Raw genomic sequence first — 14629 nt, 5'->3', positions numbered from 1 at the left:
ACGCAGGCGTACGGCTCGTGGTGGAGAGTCAGCCGCGGGCGGAGTGGAGGAAGGCGGTCCACTCAGCGGCGGGGAAGGGCACGTGGCCGTGGGTGGGGTGCTTCGAGTCCCGGACAGCAGCGCCGGAGGGCAGGTCGGCTACCTCGACGCAGTTGTTATTGACACCGCTGTAGCTGCTCTTGCGGAAGCCGGTGGGGATGTGGGCAACCTCTACACAGTTAACCCGGTCGCTGCTGTAGCTGGACTTGAAGAACGCCAGTTGGTCAATCGTGCTCATGATGGTCGAGGGACTCCATGATCTGCCGGATGAGTCGGACGCTTTGAGGAGCTCGCAGTGCGGCAGCGTTCAGGTCAGAGAAGATCGCGACAAAGCATTGGATGGATTCAGAATCCTGCACAAACAGGCTATCGGTCGCGTTCTCCGTGTAAACGATGCTGGGGTTGAGTTCCCCCGGGAAGTCTAGAAAGTAGAAGGAACCAGCGAGCGCTGAGTGCATCCCTGCGCTGAACGGCAGCACCTGCAGGTCGATGTTGTGGTGGTTCGCCATGTTGATGAGGTGCTGGAGCTGGTGGTGCATGAGCTTCGGGTCCTCCTCGGCAGCGAGCTCGCCAATAACGCGCTGACCCACTCGCGCTCGGGCGAGCCCTCAGGGGTCTACACCCTCAAGTGCGAGCGCCGCGACAACGGCCTGCGCCTGACCTGCCGGGACCAGGGCGCCAAGACCACCACCCAGGACTCCCCGGGCCGTTTCGAGTACGTGTCCACCGACGCCTCGCGGCTCAACAGCGAGGCCGAGTCCGGCCGGGGGCTGGCGATGGTCGATGCCCTGGCCACCAGCTGGGGTGACAACGGGTTCACCGGGACCCGGCAGGTCTGGTTCTTCCTGGCCGCAGACCTGTCCGGCAGCCGCTGGAACTCCCTGCTCTAACCACCACTCACGCCCAAGACGTGAAGAGGGCCCAGGAAAGCGCGGCAACGCTTCCCGGGCCCCGACAATCCCGAAATCCACACACTTGCACATGTTCAGAAAGCAGGATCAGTGACGCATCCTATCCCTGCACCCCGCCCGTCCAGCGACCCGCTCTACCGGACCCCGCCCCGCCGCGGACCGCTGCCCGGCCCGGTTGCCCGCCCGTCGCCCTCCACCACCCTCAACGGACGCCTTCGGCGCAGCTCTCGCCTTCCCGTGAACACCCCTCCTGCCGCCGACGCCGCGCCCAGCGCCTGCCCCGCCTGGGCGGGCACCTGGCCGAATACCGCAACGAGCACGCCTACGCCGCCGACGTCCAGGCACAGAACCCGCAGCTGATCGTCTGGTTCGGGGAGCAGACCGGTTCGTTCTGGGTCGCTTCCTCCTCGGGCCTGGCTGAGGTCCCCGACGCCGCAACCCTGGACCGTCTCCTGCCCCCGGTTTTCGCCGGGTGCTGATCAACCGACCCAACCCCGGGCCGGGGAGTTTCCAGCGGCTCCCCGGCCCCACATCGGACCGTCGCCGCCCTTGGCCCTGAAGGCGAGGCCGAAAAAAGGACAGCCGACGGCCGGGGGGGGGCGATCACCCCTCCTCAGGCATCGAAGCGCAGATCCGCGATGCCGGACAGATCGATGCCGTAGCGGTCGTAGACCTTCGTGGTGTTCTCACCCGTCAGAGACGACTCGTCGAATCCGAGCAGCGCGGCCACCCGCACCACTTCGGCACGGCTGTCAGCTTCGATCTCCAGATAGGCCGGGATCCGCGGCCAGGTGTCGACCTCCAACTGGACCCCGTCCAACGTGAAGCTGTGCCGCCGGTTCTCCTGGTAGGCCTTGGGCGTGTAACCGAGCTTGCCCAACAACGCGTTGGCGGTCTCGAAGTCACCGACCTCCGTCTCGGTTTCCCGAGTGCCGCCGATGGCGTCCGAATCGATTTCCTTCACCGTGAGCGTGACCCGGCTGCCGGTGTCGCGCAGGCGCACCCACCGCGACGTGTCCCCGGGCTCGATGTCGTACACGTAGCGCCGTTGGAGCACCTCACCTGCGTCAGCACCGCCCTTGTCGAGGATGAGCCGAGCCACCTGTTGGGGGTCGACGTCCAGGACCTTGGCCTCGTACTCGATCATGCTCACGTCGTCGGGTTCCCTTCCTTGTTGTGCGCAGTCAGTGGAAAAGTAATGGAGTCGCGGAGGTCGGCTTCCAACCTGCCACGGTCGACCTGGCGGAATCGGAGGATCTCCGTGCTCATGGGCCCGCTGAGGAAATCATCGATCGGTCGGCACAAGTCCATGCGTTGCAGGCACACACCGACCAAGTATCGCCCTGCACGGTCGCGGTACAGGCGGAGTCCATAGAAGCCCTCCTGGCAGTCGGTGTCGTTGTTGAACCGACAACCCTGGCATGTGGTGGGCAGACGCACGGGACGGATCCATTTGACGTGGATACGTCGTGTTCCGCCGTCGATGAGGTACCCGGTCCGTGCTCCAGAGGCTCCGGCCGTCAGTCGCCGGGCCTCGGCTACCGCACCTCGTTGGCGCAGAACCTCGTCGATAGCGTCGATGGACTCTTGGCCGTGGTCGAGGGAGTTGAGCAGGCGCACGGAAAGCTGCGGAGCGTAGCTGTCCAGGAGCCGGTGGACACGTTCGATATGGGTGTGGTCGAGCACGACGATGTTGGCGCTGGCTCGGACTGATGTTGCTTCGGTTCGGTGGACAGGCGCCTGGCTGAGCTGCTGGCCATCACCGGCTCTACGGTTTCCAAATCCACACCGCCTGAGGTGGTCTGGACCAACTAGACGCTGGCAGGCCGCCCTACGGTTCTTTCAGCGGCAGTAGATGGGGTTCGGGTTGATGAAGCACGTCAGGCTGTTCTGCCTGTCGATGCGCTCCTGCTCGGCCTGCCGGGCACTGCACATCTGAATCGCGATGATCGCCACCAAGGCGATGAGGATGATCATCGGCCAGTTCGTCTTGCGGCTCGGTTTGTTGTCGGGGGTGCTCAAGGCGGTCTCCTTCGATGGATAGGTACAGGTCAGTAGCGGGTTCATCTGCTCCCGCGAGCTGATGTCCCCGCCCGGCGTGCCCTGGCCGGGCAGCCGCCTCCCCAACCCTCAGGAGGCGGCCGTCTGTGGCGGCTGAGCTGCCGCGGCGTGGTTTCGGAGGAAGCCGAGGGAAAAGACGCAGGTCACATCCCCGCCGCACGAGGCGCCCTCGCGAATATCCGTCTCCTGCAGCCACCGAGTTGAGACAGCACTGGGCGGGCACGAAGCCGCACCCGCCCGGGCAGCGCACACCGCGTTGGCGACGGTGGAACGCATGGTGGCCGACGGCCGGGGAAAGCCCTTGGGCCAGATGCTTCAACCGGATCGTGGCGCCGCAGCCGCCGGCACTGCCGTCAGCAGCGGCGCCCTCGCATCCCTCTTCCCCTCTTCGGCTAGAGCTCCCGGTGCTGCCAGCAGCGGGCCAGCAGCGGTTCGACCCGGTAGGTGTCCCCCTCGGCGCGGTCGAACACGCCAAGCTCCTCCAAGCAGGCCACGGCCGTGTCGGGGTCGGGGTGTGCCTCCCGGAGTTCGACCGCCTCGACCAGGTCGGCGCGGGAGGCCGGACCGTCCAGCAACTCGACCACCGCGTCGAAGGCCTCAGCGAGGGGACGGTGGGCGGTCAGCCCGACCTGCTCCACCAGCTCGGCCGACCGTCCGGGCTGGGCCAGCTCCTTGGCGAGCCGTTCCAGCGCCTTCTTCTCCTGGTACTGCTGCGCCAGTTCCTGGGCGCGGTCCACCAGCACCGGCCAGCCGCCGGTGGTCTCCAACAGGCGTTCCTGGCGTTCAGTGGTCGTGAACTGCTCGGTGGCGCGGGACCAGTTCTGCAAGGACAGCTTGTCGTGGCGGCGCAGCCGGACCAGTCCCACACCCCGGTGGTCGGGGTCGGCCAGCAGGGCCTCCCAGAACTCCATCTGGGCGGGGTCGGAGACCAGGACCACCGACCGGGTCACCCCGCGGCCCCGCGGTGTCCGCTCCAGCGCTGCCTCCACACTGGCCACGCAGGTGTCGGCGCGGGAAGTGACGCGGGCCAGGTCGGACAGGACGATGCGGCGCTGCCCCGCCCGGCCGTTCTCGAGAGCCTCCTCGTAGCGGCGCCGGTCCTGGGGCTCCTGGAGGCCGAAACGCTCCCCGAAGTCGTCGCGCACCGAACGGATGGTCTCGGTGACATCGGCGATACCGGTGGCGGCCGAGCCCAGCACCAGCCGGACCTGGTTGACATGGTCCCCGAGCAGATCGTCGAGTTGGGACGCGCTGAGCGGGGCCAGCCGGTCGTCCGCCAGGCGGCGGCGCACGGCGGAGGTGATGGATTCGGCCGGGACCATCTCCTCGTCGGCGTTGAGCAGGGTGGTCTCCACCGCGTCGTTGGTGCCCATCATCCGCAGGGCGTTGGCCGAGCGCAGCCGCCAGCCGCGCAGGTCGCGGTTGTCAGCGAGGAGGCCGAGCCCCACCATCTCCTTGAGGTAGGCACGGAAGGCGTCCGAGTTGAGCCCCTCGAAGCCCTCCCTCCAGTACTCGAAGCACTCCTCGCGCAGCTCCATCTCGCTCAGCCGCACGTCCAGACCCCGCTCGTAGGCGTGGTGTGCGAGCACACAGGCGATGATGTTGTACCTGGGGTCCAGGTGCAGGGTGTCGCGGAAGGTCTCGATGATGTCCTCCCGCAGCTCCGGGTCGCCCTCCACGGCCTCCACGTCGGTGCGGGTGACGGTGTAGGGCGGCTCCTGCGCGTCGGCGCCGTGACGCCTCAGGTCGTGCATGTGGCGGACCAAGCGGGCACAGAACATCTGCAGCAGGAAGGGCTGGTAGGAGCAGTGGCCCAGGATCCGGTGGATGAGCTCGTCACTCTCGAACCGGAAACCGAGCGCACCCATGGGGCGGGTCACCAGCAGGTGGGAGTAGTACGGGCTGAGGTGACCGATCATGGTCGGGCTCTGGGCCAGGTGCTTGAAGGTGTTGTTGGAGATCTTCGAGTACCGCTGGACCGAGTGCAGCCCGGCGAAGACGACCTTCGCGCGTCCCTGGGCGCCCGAGAGCTGGCCGAGTTCCTTGAGCCGGTTGGTCTCCAGGAACCGGGGCGCGTCGGCCTCGAAGAACCCGTCGGACTCGTCGAGCATGACCAGGAGGCTGCGCCGGGAGTCCCCGGTGAGCCAGGACAGGACCCCGGCGCGCACCAGGTCGTAGGCCTTGCCGGTGTCCCGGCGGTTGGCCTCGGGCACCACGCCCGCCGTGCGGAGCTCGCGCAGCAGCACGTCCCAGACGGCGTCCGCCCCCTGGACCCCCTGGCCGATGGTGACGGTGCTCAACTCGATGTGCACGGCCACCCGCTCGGGGTCGAGTTCGAATTCGGTCTTGGCCGAGTGCAGCAGCGCCGACTTGCCCAGGCCGCGCCCGCCGAAGACCACCTGGGTGTCCTCGGAATTGATCACGGCCCGGCGCTCGGCACGCCGCCCGTAGAACATCTCCGGGGGAACCAAGGAGCGCTTCTTGGGCACGTAGGGCTGGACGGACGAGAAGGGCAGGAGTACCGACAAGGCGGTGTCGACCTGACGGTTCCCGTAGGCGGCCAGGTAGGCCAGGGCGGCGTCGTCCAGCACGATCACCGGGGTCTCGTTCTGCACCGCCTCCACCGCGAACCTCCGGCGGACCTCGGCGGACATGGTGCCCATGTAGGCGACCAGGAGGGCGCCACCGGCCGTGTCCTTGTCCACCCAGCTGCGCAGCAGCTCGGCGCGGGGCTGGCCCCAGCACACCATGACCCGGAGGCGGCCGTGCAGCTTGCTGCCGAACTGCGGCACCGTGGGATCGCCGTTCCAGGTGATCCGGGAGAACTCGAAGTAGCCGCGGTCGAGCCCTTTGGCCCGGAGCTGGTGGAAGCCGGAGGCGACCGGCACGTCGTAGCCGAGCACCCGCAGGGCCGGAACGAGGAAGCCGCGGACGTACTGTCGGCCGACCTGGTTCCGCTGCCGGGTGGGGACGTCCCGCGCCTCGCGCCAGACCGCCAAGGCGTCGGCCACCAGGGCGCGGGCGTCGCCGGACAGGCCGCCGAAGTCCAGCCCGGAATCTCCCCGCAGGGAGAACACCCCGCCCGACCGCGCCGCTTCCAGCAGCCCGGTGGTGATGCCGCGCGGCAGGCCGTCGGGGACGCGGGGGAAGAAGTCGGACAGCTGGTGGTCCTCCTCCGACCTGGGCAGGGGTTCGCCGATCTCGCTGAAGTAGACGAGCTCCTCCGCGGTCAGGAGCTGGCCGTCCTCGATGAGGGAGCGGATCCGCCCCTCCTCCACCTCGGAGCGGTCCGGCCGGGCGAGGAGGACGTCGAGGCGGTCGGTGAGCCGGGCCGCGGCCTGCCGCCGGTACTCGGGCAGGGTCCGCGCGGCCTCCTCGACCCGGGCCCTGGCCGGGGCCAGATCGGAGACGTCCAGCCGCGCCGCGAGGTCGAGGAGTTCGGTGAGGTAGCCGTCCTGCTCCTCACTGACCTCCTGCTGGACGCGGGCGCGGCGGAGCGTGGTGAGCAGCGAGTCGCGCGCGGCGGTGAGTTCGTCGCGGCTGCGCCGTTCGGCGGCCTCGATGCGGCTCCGGGCCCTGTCCGGCTGGAGGTCGGCTGCGGGCGCCAGCGCACCGGTCTCGGCCAGGTCGACCAGGTGCCGGGCGGTGGGGTAGCGCTCGGCGCGGATCTGCACGTCGAGCGCCTGTACCCAGTCGAGTCCGGCCGCGGCGGCGAGCGTGTCGGGGCCGGTGTCCTCGGGCGCGCTCACCCGGGCGGTGACCGGGTCGACGGTGGCGTGGGCGATCTTGAGGAGGTCGACGGTGAGGACGTGGTCGGGCAGGGGCTCACCCCGGCCGGTCGGGACGCCCTCCTCGACGAGGCCGCCGATCCCCGCCAGGGCCTCGGCGGCCGCGGCGTGGGCGGCGCCGGTCAGGGTGGGCTCCGAAGCGCGTGCGGCCAACGCGGACCGGGCCTGGGGCAGGTGCCGCAGGACGGTCTGGCGCATCTCGACGAGGTCGTCGTGGGCCCAGACGCGGCTCCGGTCGTCTCCGTGGTCGAGGGCGGAGACCGCGTCGAGCCACTCGGAGACCACCATGAGGGCGGACTCCACGAGCGAGACCAGGTTGTTGCGGGCAGCGCCCTGCAAGGCCCGGTTGGAGGAGCCGCGCAGGGCGGTGTCGGCCCGGTCGATCTCCTTGTTGAGGTTCTCCCGGCGGCTGAGGGCGGCCAGGCGTTCGGCGACCTGCGCGCGACGGGAGCGGTCGTCGTTCGCGGCGGCGGTGAGGAGCGAGCCCACGGGGCCCTGCTCGGCGAACCAGGTCTGGGCGAGCTTGGTGGCCCGGCGGAAGCGGAGGTTGCGCGGGACGCTCAGGCGTTGCACGGCCTCGGCCCTGGCACGGTCGAGCCGGTCCCGCAGCTGCCCGGTGTCGGCCAGCGTGGTGCCCAGCGGGTTGCCGACCAGTAGCCCCTTGAGGGCGCGCTGGCCGACGGCCTGGGCGATGGCGGACAGGTGACCCTCCAGGTGCGGGGCGATGCCGTCCAGGAGGGCCCCGGCGGTGGACTCCCCGGTGGTCAGCGCGGCGCGCAGCAGGGCCGGGGCGGTCAGGAGGAGGGCCGGGGCGTCCTCGGTGAGCAGCTGCGGGTCGAGGCCGGCCAGTTCGTCGCGCAGGCGGACGGCGCAGGGCCCGTTGGGGCCGCGCAGGTGGTCGGCGAGGGCGGCCACGCGCAGGGCGTGGACGCGGTGGCCGGGTTTTCCGGTGGCTTCGGCCAGGGCGATGGCCAGGGAGTGGCGGCGCTCGGCCACGGTCCGGTGGAGTGCGGATTCGGTGCTGTTCTCGTAGACGGCTTCGCTGGCGGTCCCGTTGCCGTCTGCGCTGCCGTCCCCGTTGTCGCTGTGGGTCGGCGGGTCGGGTTCGGGGGTGTGGCCGGGTCCGAAGGGCTGTTCGGCCTCGGTGCTCTCGGCGTGGCCGGTGTCGGGTTCGGTGGTTTCGGGCTCGGGGGTGTCGGGCTCGGGGGTGTTGGGCTCGATGGGCTCGGGCCCGGTGGGCTCCGGCTCGGGGGACGGACCGGTTTCCGGGACAGGGGCGGTCTCGGGGGCGCGTACCCGGGCCGGGCCTGCGTCGTCGTCGGCCGTGGACGGGGCCGTGGAGACGGGGTGTCCGCTCATGATGACGGCCATGGGCAGACCGTAGAGCTCGTCGGGCAGGCCGGACAGGATCGTGCCTTGGAGCGCCTGCATGCGGATGGGGTCGCGTTCGCGTTCGGCCGCGGAGAGTTCGGCCAGCTCGGCCAGGCCGGTGAGCGCCGCGCGGAGCGGGGTGCCGTGCTCGGTGCGCGCCTGGGCGACCAGGTCGTGCAGCAGGGCGATCTGGTCCGCGGTGATCCCGTGGGGTGCGGGCAGGTCGAGGAGTGAGCCGATCCGGGTGCTGGTGCGCTCGTACTCCTCTTGGCGTGCCAGGACGCCGTCGAGGTCGCCGATCCGGACGGTTTCGGGGTCCAGGCCCAGGCGCAGGGCCCACACGGTGAGGTCGGTGTCGTAGCTGGTCAGGGCACTCAGATCGGCCTCGGTCAGGCGTGCGCCTTCGGTGAGGGACTCGTTGAGGGCGGTGAGCGCCCGCCGTGCCCGGGTGTGGTGGCGGGCCAGTCCGGCCTGCCCCTGCCGGAGGTCGTCGGCGCTCATCTCCGGCGGTTCGAGGGGTGTCGGGCTCGGGCCGGGCTCTGCGGCCGGGGGTCCGGGGGTGGTCATGGCCGCGAGGTCCTCCGGTGGCTGGGTGTGCGGTGGTGGCGCCCCCGGGGCGGTGGCCGCCTCCTCGGCGGGGGCCGGAACCCGGTGGGGGCGGTGGACGAAGCCGGGGGTCGCCTCGATGACGGCGGTGGCGGCCGCGAGCACCTCGGTCAGGGCGCCCGCATGGACTGCCCCGTCGATCGGTTCGCCGGAGGGCTCGCTGACGGCGAAGCCGGGCCACCAGGCCTGGTCCGCGGCCCAGGTGAGGACGCGTGCGCCCTCCGCACCGACGGACAGCGAGCCCCACAGGACCCCGGCGAGCAGCGTGGGCGACCAGCGCTGCGGTGCCCCCCGCGGATCGGCAGTGGCGCAGAGGATCCCGGTGACCACGGGCGGGGCCAGCAGGTACACGAAGTGGTCAGCGTCGCCGGGTTCCGCGTTGCCCAGGCGGAGGAGGGCGTCCCGGCACAGGGAGCGGGAGACCGTGCGCGGGCTCAGCTTGAGCCCGAGGAAGCGCAGGGCGTGCCCGCGGATGCGGGGCGGGGCCGGGGTGAGCAGGTCGGAGACGTCCTGCTCGGTCAGGTGGGGCAGGGCGCGGGTCCGGGCGCCGGGGAGCGCTTCGAGTGCTTCGGACAGCCGGGTCAGGGCCGGGAGCGCGGCCTCAGGGGTGGTGAAGCCGGGCTCGTCCCGGATGACGGGGAAGCGTGTGGTGGAGCAGGGCGGACAGTCGGGGTGGGAGGGCTTGGTCACGGGGTGCTCCGCTTGGTTTCGGTGGCGACGGGGCGCCGGTCACGGCTGGGGGCGGGGCCGAACAGGGAGTGGCCCTGGCGGAGGCGTCGGGCGGCCGGAGCGTTCGTGGTCCTCGCGCCGTGTCCTCGCGCCGTCCACCACTCCCCCGATCCTCGGGCCAGTTCACTGACGAAGACTCTACATCAAGTACTGTGAATATTGCCAACCATTCAATGTGCACAAAGATGACAGTTGATGTCAGGGAGGTCTGGTGTGACTGGATCCGTACACGGGCATGCGAGGAGCGCCCCCACCCCGGTAGGTTGGGCCTGTCGACGCGGCACCCGGACCCACTTTCGGGCGCCCGTCCAGGCAGGGCCCCGACCCCAACCGTGGGCCGGGGTGACGTACCGGACCGTGCGGTCTCCCCCGACAACGAAATCCAGTGCCTTGGCCCAGCTCGCCGTCCACAGGGACTTCCTGCAGGAATTCGCCAAACTCCCCAAGCCCGCGCAGAACCGCGTCAGCGAGGTGTTCGCCAAGTTCGAGCGGGCCACCCACACCGGTGTGCACCTGGAGAAGATCGCCAAGGCCCGGGACGACCGGTTCCGCAGCATCCGCATCGACCAGTCCTGGCGCGGCATCGTGCTCGCCCCGGCCAGCGGCGACACCTACACGCTGCTGCGGGTCCTGCCCCACGACAAGGCCTACGAGTGGGCCGAGCGCCGCACCGCCTCCGTCAACCAGGCCACCGGCGGCATCGAGATCCGCGACGTGGAGGCGATGCACACCAGCCTCCCCTTCCTGCGGCAGATGGCCGAGAAGACCACGGAACAGCTGTTCTCGCACGTCAGCGACGCCGACCTGACCCGCCTGGGGGTGGACGGGGAGACGCGGACCTTCGCCCGGGTGCTCACCGGAACCGAGCAGCTCAACGCCGCCCAAGGGCTACTGCCCCCGGTGCAGTGGACCGTCCTGTGCGGCCTGGCCTCCGGGATGAGCCCCGAGGAGGTCTGGGCCGAACTGGGCACGCAGATCACCGGCGAGATCGACCCCGACGACCTGGACACCGCGGTGCGCCGCAGCTCCGACCGGGTCCTGCTGGTGGAAGGGCCCGACGAACTCCTGACGGTGCTCGCCCACCCCTTCGACCTGTGGCGGATCTACCTGCACCCGGCCCAGCGCCAGGTGGTGGAGGCCGCCTACCGCGGCCCGGCCCGGGTCAGCGGCGGACCCGGCACCGGCAAGACCGTGGTCGCCCTGCACCGTGCGCACACCCTGGCCCGGCGCGGCCACGGGCCCGTGCTGCTGACCACGTTCACCTCGACGCTGGCCCGCTCCCTGGAGCAGAACCTGACCCTGCTCGCCGAGCAGGCGGGCGAGCCCCTGGCCGCCGGGCGGGTCCGGGCCGAGAACATCGACCGGATGGCCCACCGCGTCTTCCGGGAGACCCACGGCCGCCCCGACCTGCTCACCCCCAAGCACGAACAGGAACTGTGGGAACGGCTGGCCGGCGAGCTCGGCGCATCCGACCTGTCCCCCGCCTTCCTGTCCCAGGAATGGCGCCAGGTGGTGCTGGCCCGCCGGGTGGTCGCGGCCGACGAGTACCTCGCCGCCAAGCGCACCGGCCGGGGCCGCGGCCTGTCAGCCGCCCGCAAGGCCGTGGTGTGGCAGGTGGTGTGGGCGTTCCAGCGCGAGCTCACCGAAAAGGGCCTGTGGACCCACGAGACCGTGTGCGAGGAGGCCGCGCGCCTGTTGGCGGCGCTCCCGGACGGGGAGAAGCCGTACCGCCACGTGGTGGTGGACGAGGCCCAGGACCTGCACCCGGGCCAGTGGCGGCTGCTGCGCGCCGCGGTGGCCCGAGGGCCCGACGACCTGTTCGTGACCGCCGACGCCCACCAGCGCGTCTACGGGCCCCAGGTGGTGCTCACCGACGTGGGCGTGGACGTGCGCGGCCGGTCCGCGAAACTGCGCATCAACTACCGCACCACCGCCGAGATCCTCACCTGGAGCCTTGGGCTGGTCCACGGGCAGAACTTCGACGACCTGGAGGGCGGCCCCGACACCGTCACCGGGTGCCGGTCGGAGATGCACGGCCTGCCTCCGGAGCTCAAAGGACTGGCGACCTGGGGGGCGGAACTGGCCCACCTGGCCTCGACAGTGCGGGGTTGGAGCGACTCGGGGGTGCTGCCCGCCGAGATCGGGGTGGCGGTGCGGTCGCGGCGGTTGGCCCGGGATGTGTGCCTGGCCATCGAGGAGTCCGGACTGCGGGCCCGACTCCTGGAGGACGGCGAGGGCGGGAACGGCGCCGTCATGGTCGGCACCATGCACCGGATGAAGGGGCTCGAGTTCCGCTGCCTGGCGGTGGCGGCCGTCGGCGAGGCCCAACTGCCGGCGCCCCGCAGCGTGACCCCCGAGGAAGAGGACCCCGGGGCCCACGCACGCGACCTGCTGCGCGAGCGCAGTCTGCTGTTCGTGGCGTGCACCCGCGCCCGCGAACACCTGAGCGTGAGCTGGCACGGCAGGCCCAGCCCGTTCGTCGACGCGATCCTGCCGTAGACCACGACGACACCCCCGAACAGAAGGACGGCCCCATGGCGAAACTGTCCACCCTCCTCGACCAGATCGACTCAGGGACCATCCTGCTCCCGGAGTTCCAGCGCGGATACGTCTGGAACCGCGACCAGGTGCGCGGGCTGATGCGGTCCATGTACCTGCAGTACCCGGTGGGCAGCCTCCTGCTGTGGGAGACCGCCGACGTCAAGGCGGCGGTCCGGGGCGGCGGGGCCAGCAGTGGAAACCGCCTCCTGCTCCTCGACGGCCAGCAACGGGTCACCAGCCTCTACGGCGTGATCAGGGGCAGCGCCCCCGAGTTCTTCGAGGGCAGCGACGAGGTGTTCACCGGCCTCCACTTCAACGTGGACACCGAGGTCTTCGAGTTCTACAAACCGAGCCTGATGAAGAACGACCCCCTGTGGGTGGATGTCACCGGTCTGTTCGCCTCCAGCCTCATCTCCTACATGAAGCGGTTCGCCGACCACCCGGACGGCGACCTCTTCATGGACCGGCTCAACACGCTCCGGGAGATCACGTCGCGCGATTTCCACTACGAGAGCATCACGGGGGCGGACCGCGGTGTCGAAGAGGTGGTGGACATCTTCAACCGCGTCAACAAGGGCGGTACGAAGCTGTCCGAAGGCGACCTCGCGCTCTCCAAGCTCTGTGCCCAGTGGCCGGAGGCGCGGACCGTCATGCGGGGCACCCTGCAGCGGTGGGAAGAGGTCGGCTACTCCTTCCGCTTGGACTGGCTGCTGCGCAACGCCACCGCGGTGGCCAGCGGCCGGGCCTCGTTCGACGCCTTGGGCAAGGTCACCGCGGAGCAGTTCCAGAAGGCACTGGCCGACTCGGTCAGCCACGTGGGCGGTTTCCTCGACACGGTGTCGGGACGGCTGGGACTGGACCACAACCGCGTACTGATGGGCCGGGGCGCCTTTCCCGTGATCTCCAGGCTGCTGGAACTCAACGGCGGCGACTTCGACGACGCGGCCCACCGGGACCGGGTGCTGTACTGGTACGTGCACACCGCCCTGTGGGGGCGCTACACCGGATCGACCGAGACCTACTGGCAACAGGACTTCGACACGGTCGCCGAATCCGGGGTGGACGGGCTCATCAGGTCCTTGGAGCAGGTCCGGGGCGGCAGCCTGGAAGTGCGGCCGGAGGACTTCGAAGGCTCCACCAGGGGGTCGCGCTTCTATCCGCTGCTGTACATGCTCACCCGGGTCAAGGGTGCGCGCGACTTCGGCAGCGGGCTGGAACTGCGGGCGGAGATGCTCGGCAAGATGTCCTCCCTGGAGGTCCACCACCTCTTCCCGAAGAGTGTGCTGCACAGCGACTACGACCGCGGGCACATCAACGCGATCGCCAACTTCTGCTTCCTGACCCAGCAGAGCAACCTCGAGGTGTCCGACCGCAAACCAGAGGAGTACTTCCCCGAGGTCGAGGACCGCCACCCCGGCGTCCTGGCGTCACAGTGGATCCCCACCGACCCGGACCTGTGGAAGGTGGAGAACTACCTGGACTTCCTCGCCGCGCGCCGAGAGCTGCTGGCGGAGGCCGCCCAGTCCTTCCTGCAGGAACTGGCCACCGGTTCCCGCCCGTCGGCCGACGAACCGCTGCGTCCGGTTACCGTGCTCTCCGACGAGCCCGACGACGCGCGCAGCGTACAGATCCGGGAGATGGTCGAAGAGCTGCTGCGCCAGGGCTACGCCGAGCCGGAACTGGACACGGTGATCGCCGACCCGACCAGCGGCCGCCCGATCGCCGAGGCGGAGGCGTTCTGGCCGGACGGGCTACAGCACGGGGTGGGCAAGCCGGTGGTTCTGGAACTCGACCCGGAACAGGCGGACCTGCCCCGGCTGCAGCAGTTGGGGCACGAGGTGTTCACCTCGGTGGACTCCCTGCTGGGCTTCGTCAACCGCCTGGGCAGGGAGGCCGCGGGGACCGTCGAAGAGGAAACGCGTGCGGACGGGGACCCGGCCGACGGCCCGCAGACCGCCGACTTCGGGCGGGCCATGCTCTCCATCTACGAGAGGGCCAAGCAGGAGGCCGACTACACCGCCTCGTTCTTCCTGGGGATGCTGTCGGAGCTGGGGCCGCTCGGCACCGCGCGCAGGCTCCTGAACTCCCCCGCGGTCTCGGACGGGTTCGCCAACCTGTGGGAGCGGGGCCGTTTGGACCTGACCGTCGAGGCGCTGGTGCTGCAGTCCGAGTTCGCCCCGCTGTTCACCGAGGAGGAGCTGGGCCGGGCCCGGAACCGGCTGGAGCAGTTCGGGCACCGGTTCGTGGAAGTGTGAGGAGGAACGGCGGGTACGGGCGGTGGAGACCGGCGGTGCCCCCGGCCTTGGAGTTCTGGTCTTGTTATGCGATTGTTCCACCATTCGAGGCAGGAAATCGAACGCGGGCCGCTGTGCCTGGGCATTCATCGCGGCAAACGTGAGGAAATGATCACTGCTCTCGTTTTCGATGAGCGGGTCCGGCCGATCTCCGAACTCCCGCAACCGGCTCCTGGGCGGCGCTCAGGCCGCGTCAGCGGGTGGGAGAAGCGCGCCAGCGAACTGCTTGAGCTGGGCGTTCCTATCCACTTGTCCCGTTCCGCGCGTGTTCGAAAACCAAGCGCAGCAC

The 14629-nt window shown here is 70.2% G+C and carries 8 protein-coding genes and 1 pseudogene; 3 read left to right on the top strand and 6 right to left on the bottom strand.

What is annotated here, in order from left to right:
- Positions 1 to 28: 28 nt before the first annotated feature.
- On the bottom strand, positions 29 to 277 hold the full coding sequence (locus ACYVDG_RS11390; RefSeq protein ID WP_460749326.1) for a DUF397 domain-containing protein: 249 nt from the start codon (positions 275 to 277) through the stop codon (positions 29 to 31).
- A complete protein-coding gene (locus tag ACYVDG_RS11385; protein WP_460749324.1) occupies positions 264 to 578 on the bottom strand; it encodes a Scr1 family TA system antitoxin-like transcriptional regulator in 315 nt (104 codons plus the stop codon). Before ACYVDG_RS11385 ends, ACYVDG_RS11390 begins: the two co-directional genes overlap by 14 nt.
- A 3-nt stretch (positions 579 to 581) precedes the next feature.
- Between ACYVDG_RS11385 and ACYVDG_RS11380 the strand changes: the two are divergent.
- A pseudogene (locus ACYVDG_RS11380) lies at positions 582 to 929 on the top strand (ATP-binding protein); the annotation flags it as partial.
- 634 nt (positions 930 to 1563) lie between these two features.
- Here the strand turns inward: ACYVDG_RS11380 and ACYVDG_RS11375 are convergent.
- The 4 genes from ACYVDG_RS11375 to ACYVDG_RS11360 form a co-directional block, all read right to left on the bottom strand.
- On the bottom strand, positions 1564 to 2103 hold the full coding sequence (locus ACYVDG_RS11375) for a class IV adenylate cyclase (RefSeq protein WP_460749321.1): 540 nt from the start codon (positions 2101 to 2103) through the stop codon (positions 1564 to 1566).
- Positions 2100 to 2636: a hypothetical protein gene (locus tag ACYVDG_RS11370; RefSeq protein ID WP_460749319.1), complete on the bottom strand. Its 537-nt coding sequence runs from the start codon at positions 2634 to 2636 to the stop codon at positions 2100 to 2102. Before ACYVDG_RS11370 ends, ACYVDG_RS11375 begins: the two co-directional genes overlap by 4 nt.
- A gap of 156 nt (positions 2637 to 2792) precedes the next feature.
- On the bottom strand, positions 2793 to 2972 hold the full coding sequence (locus ACYVDG_RS11365; RefSeq protein WP_460749317.1) for a hypothetical protein: 180 nt from the start codon (positions 2970 to 2972) through the stop codon (positions 2793 to 2795).
- Between the two features lie 431 nt (positions 2973 to 3403).
- The gene (locus ACYVDG_RS11360) at positions 3404 to 9466 is read right to left on the bottom strand and encodes a hypothetical protein (protein ID WP_460749314.1); all 6063 of its coding nucleotides are present in this window, start codon (positions 9464 to 9466) and stop codon (positions 3404 to 3406) included.
- Positions 9467 to 9895: 429 nt separating this feature from the next.
- Here ACYVDG_RS11360 and ACYVDG_RS11355 point away from each other — a divergent pair, with 429 nt between their 5' ends.
- Positions 9896 to 12004: a UvrD-helicase domain-containing protein gene (locus ACYVDG_RS11355; RefSeq protein ID WP_460749312.1), complete on the top strand. Its 2109-nt coding sequence runs from the start codon at positions 9896 to 9898 to the stop codon at positions 12002 to 12004.
- Positions 12005 to 12039: 35 nt separating this feature from the next.
- Positions 12040 to 14301 (top strand): GmrSD restriction endonuclease domain-containing protein, encoded by a 2262-nt coding sequence (locus tag ACYVDG_RS11350; protein WP_460749309.1) that lies wholly within the window; start codon positions 12040 to 12042, stop codon positions 14299 to 14301.
- The last annotated feature ends 328 nt before the right edge of the window (positions 14302 to 14629 follow it).

The sequence above is a fragment of the Nocardiopsis oceani genome (assembly GCF_054777395.1).
Note: the sequence above shows the minus strand (reverse complement) of the source record. Positions and strands in the feature narration are given on the sequence as shown.